The organism is uncultured Campylobacter sp. (assembly GCF_937997465.1).
GTDB lineage: Bacteria > Campylobacterota > Campylobacteria > Campylobacterales > Campylobacteraceae > Campylobacter_A.
Window position 1 is genome coordinate 1 of record NZ_CALKTQ010000311.1, and the last position, 3,731, is coordinate 3,731.

Here is a 3,731-nt window from a genome sequence, read left to right on the forward strand (position 1 = left end):
GTATATTCAGATACACCATACGAACCTTGCCAAGCCTTCATTTTATTTATCACAAATTGACCCTTTTTAACAACTTTGTAAGAATTTAAATCGTCTGGTATAAAATTATGGTTGACATCTTTGTTTTCAATATCTCTTAATATTACTCCTTTCTCTCTTGTGATCGATAAAAGCGGTAAATCAACTCTTTTTTTAATAGATACAGGTTTTAAAATTTGTCCCAATTTCACAAATTTCCAATGACTAGGAATTTCTCCGAGCCACTCTACGCCGCTGTTTTTAAATTTGGCGTTTTTGTTAAGCCCTTTGGTTACGGCGTCATTTATGATTATCTGTTTTTGCTCTTTTAACAGCTCGATAAATTTCTCTTTCCCGCTTATGGACGCGTCTATTTTGGCTATTTTCTCATCAAGATATGAAGCGATTTTTTCCTGCTCATCTTTTGGTGGAATAAAAGTTTTAAATGAAAAGAAATTTTCTTTAGATATTGTATTTCTAAGTCCTAAATATAAAGGCTTTAATCTCTTGTTGTTGTCTAAATTTAAATAAAAATAATACAAATACTTCTTAGAAATATTTCGAACATCAAATACTGTATATGCACCAGTAATCATACCATCGTATTCAGATAGGCCGATAGTTCTTGGAGTTTCTTCTACATCAAATAAGCAAAATACAAAATCTCCATTTTTTACTTCTTGATACGTGTCAAATTCTGCTGGAAATTTTCCACCCTTATCCAAATCCCTTTTAACAATACCATCTAAAGTCAATGATAGTAAAGCATATTTGTTGGATCTTTTTCCAACTAAGTTTCTTTTTAGTTTAAATATATATTTGTTTGCCAAGATTTCCCAATGGCTAGGAATTTCCACGAGCCACTCTACGCCACTGTTTTTATATGAATCATATCTTTTAAATTTAGCCATATCATTCGCCTAAAATTTCTTTGATAAGCCCGTCGCTTTGGCGTTCAAGCTCTAAAATTTGCTTTGCTACTTCGTCTATGCTTCTTAGTGGTTTGTGGGTGTAGAAATATATATTAAAGCTTATCTCGTAGCCGATTTTTACGCTATCTATATTTATCCAAGCGTCATTTACGTGTGGTTTTACCTCTTTTAAAAAATAATCTAAAATATTATCTTTTAGCGCGATATTTTCGCTATCTCTTAGCTCGCTGTCGCTTTCGTATTCTATGTATTCGTCCTTTTTCTCGCCTTTGAAATAACCGAAATTTTCAAGCTCGCTGGCGTTGCATTTTAGATGAGTGAGTAAAAGCTTTTCTTTATTTATTTTATTTATCTTTTTTATCACTTTTGCCGCGCTTTCATCTTGCCAAGAGACGGCGTTTAAGATAGTGTTTATCTGCGAGGCATTTAGCTTGATATCTAGCTTTTTAATCGCTTTTGAGACTAGCTCTTTAAAGGTGTTAAAATCGCTAAATTCGTCTGTACCGATCTCTTGCTTTAGTTTATTTGCGCTAGAGAATAAAATTTGGTGCTTTTGCCAAAGCTCTTTTGAGATAAGGGCGTTTTTTTGCTTTGCGTTTAGCTCTATCTCTTCATTTTCTAGGTATTTTTCTATCTCTTTTTTGTGATTATTTAGTCCCAAAAAGCACTCATCTTTAAAATTATTTAAACACCATTTCATCGGCTCTTCTAGGCTTTTGTCAAATTTTAAACTCTCTATGAGCTCGTCAGCAAATCGCGCTTTTAGTCTTTTTGGACGTTCGATATTTACTTTGTAGTATCCAAAGTCGGAGTTTGAAAAAATTTTAGATGAGATTTTTTATCATCTACAAATTCGTCGCAAGTTTTGAAATTTTCGTAAATTTGCATGATTTTGGCGATGTGTTTTGGCTCTAGCTCGCAGTTTTTATCGCCCAAATTTTTCCTTAGCTTTGAGTATAGCTCGCTAGCGTCGATGAGCTGAGTTTTGCCCTGTCTGTGGGATGGTTTGTTGTTTGAGAGTATCCAGATGTAGGTTGTTAGCCGGTGTTATAAAAAAGATTATTTGGAAGCTGTATTATCGCATCTAGTAGATCATTTTCTATGATATATCGCCTGATATTGCTCTCTCCGCCGCCTGCATCGCCTGTAAAAAGCGAACTGCCGTTATGAACAGAGGCTATGCGGCTGCCTAGTTTGTTTATAGATGTTGGCTTCATCTTATCTACCATTTCCATCAAAAACAAAAGCTGTCCGTCGCTGCTCCTTGGCGTCGCGTCACAGTCGCTCTTATTTCCCCAGTAGTTGCTAAGGCTTACGATAAATCTGCTATCTATTATGTTTTTGTCGTCTTTTATGTATCTTTGCTCACTCGCCCACGATTTGCCGTAAGGGGGATTTGATAGCATAAAGTCAAATTTCATGCCGGCAAATTCATTAACCGAAAGTGTGGAGCCGTTTTTGATATTTTCGGGGTCGTTGCCCTTTATCATCATATCTGATTTGCATATGGCGTAGGTTTCGTCGTTTATCTCTTTGCCGTATAGATATATGTCGCTTTTGGCTCTTATTTCGCCGTTTTCGTCTTTGATGAAATTTTGAGATTCAGTTAGCATTCCGCCGCTTCCACATGCGGGATCGTAGATGGTGATGACTGGTGGGAGCGTATCTTTTATGGGGTTAAAGACGATATGCGTCATCAAATTTATAACTTCCCTAGGCGTAAAGTGCTCTCCTGCTTCTTCGTTGTTGTATTCATTAAATTTTCTTATTAGCTCTTCAAAAACATATCCCATGACGAGGTTTGTAAGCGGAGGCAACTTTTTTCCATCAGGATCAAGCACCTCTTTGTCGGTTAAATTTATATAGCGCGATGTAAATTTTTCCAAAACATCTAGCAATACGTCTTTGCTTGCCATATGTTTTATCTGCGCTTTTAGTTTAAATTTGTCGATTATCTCGGTAACGTTTTGGCTAAATCCGTTTAAATACTCGGTGAAATTTGCCTCAAGAATAGCCGAAGAGTTTGTCGCCGTGTCGTAGAGCTTTTGAAGCGTCCACTTGCTAGTGTTGTAAAACACATAGCTGCTCGCATCTCTTAAGCCGCTATCATCTAGCTCTTTAAGCCCGGCCGTGTTTATTTGAAAATCTATCTCGCTTAGTACGGCTTCTTTTGTGGGCTCTAAAAGCGCGTCAAGCCTTCTTAGAACAACCATAGGTAGTATTACATCTCTGTATTTTCCGCGCACATAGACATCTCTTAAACAATCATCGGCGATCGACCAAATAAAACTAACTAATTTATTATGCACTGCTTGGTTCATCTTTTATCCTAGAAATTTATATTTGTTGAAACGTATTTTGCCCTAAAATAGATTATAAATCAAAGCTCTGGACGAGAAATACTCTGAGTAGGCGTGATTTTAGGTTTTTTGGAGGTTATTAATGAAAATTTGCAACATTTCGAATAAGTAGCGGCCCTTATTTGTCACGTAAAAAGCTAAAAAAGACTATTTGTGTATGCAATTGACTGTATAAGGTTGATAATACTGAAGGAAGTAGTTGGCTAATAATTATATTAGGGTAGTATAGAAGATGAATTATTTAATATTTGTTCTATTTTCTTTTAATCAAAATTTCTGTAAAGTAGTGTCAAAAGGATGTGAGCAAAATGAGTAGAAGCACATGCAATATAGACCCTTATTAGAAATGGTGCGAATAAAAAATACTTAGAATATGAGGAGTTGCTCTATTGAAAAAGAGCTTTGGCGGAATTTATATATA

Annotated in this window: 2 protein-coding genes and 1 pseudogene; all 3 read right to left on the minus strand. The window is 35.7% G+C overall.

Translation table 11 applies throughout. The features are described from left to right. Positions 1–929, minus strand: a 929-nt coding sequence (locus Q0546_RS10550) for a restriction endonuclease subunit S (protein WP_298792859.1), incomplete at its 3' end; no start/stop codon positions are given. Between the two features lies 1 nt (position 930). Further along, the gene (locus tag Q0546_RS10555; RefSeq protein ID WP_298792861.1) at positions 931–1,650 is read right to left on the minus strand and encodes a hypothetical protein; all 720 of its coding nucleotides are present in this window, start codon (positions 1,648–1,650) and stop codon (positions 931–933) included. An 86-nt stretch (positions 1,651–1,736) separates the two neighbouring features. Further along, a pseudogene (locus Q0546_RS10560) lies at positions 1,737–3,271 on the minus strand (class I SAM-dependent DNA methyltransferase). Positions 3,272–3,731 lie beyond the last annotated feature (460 nt).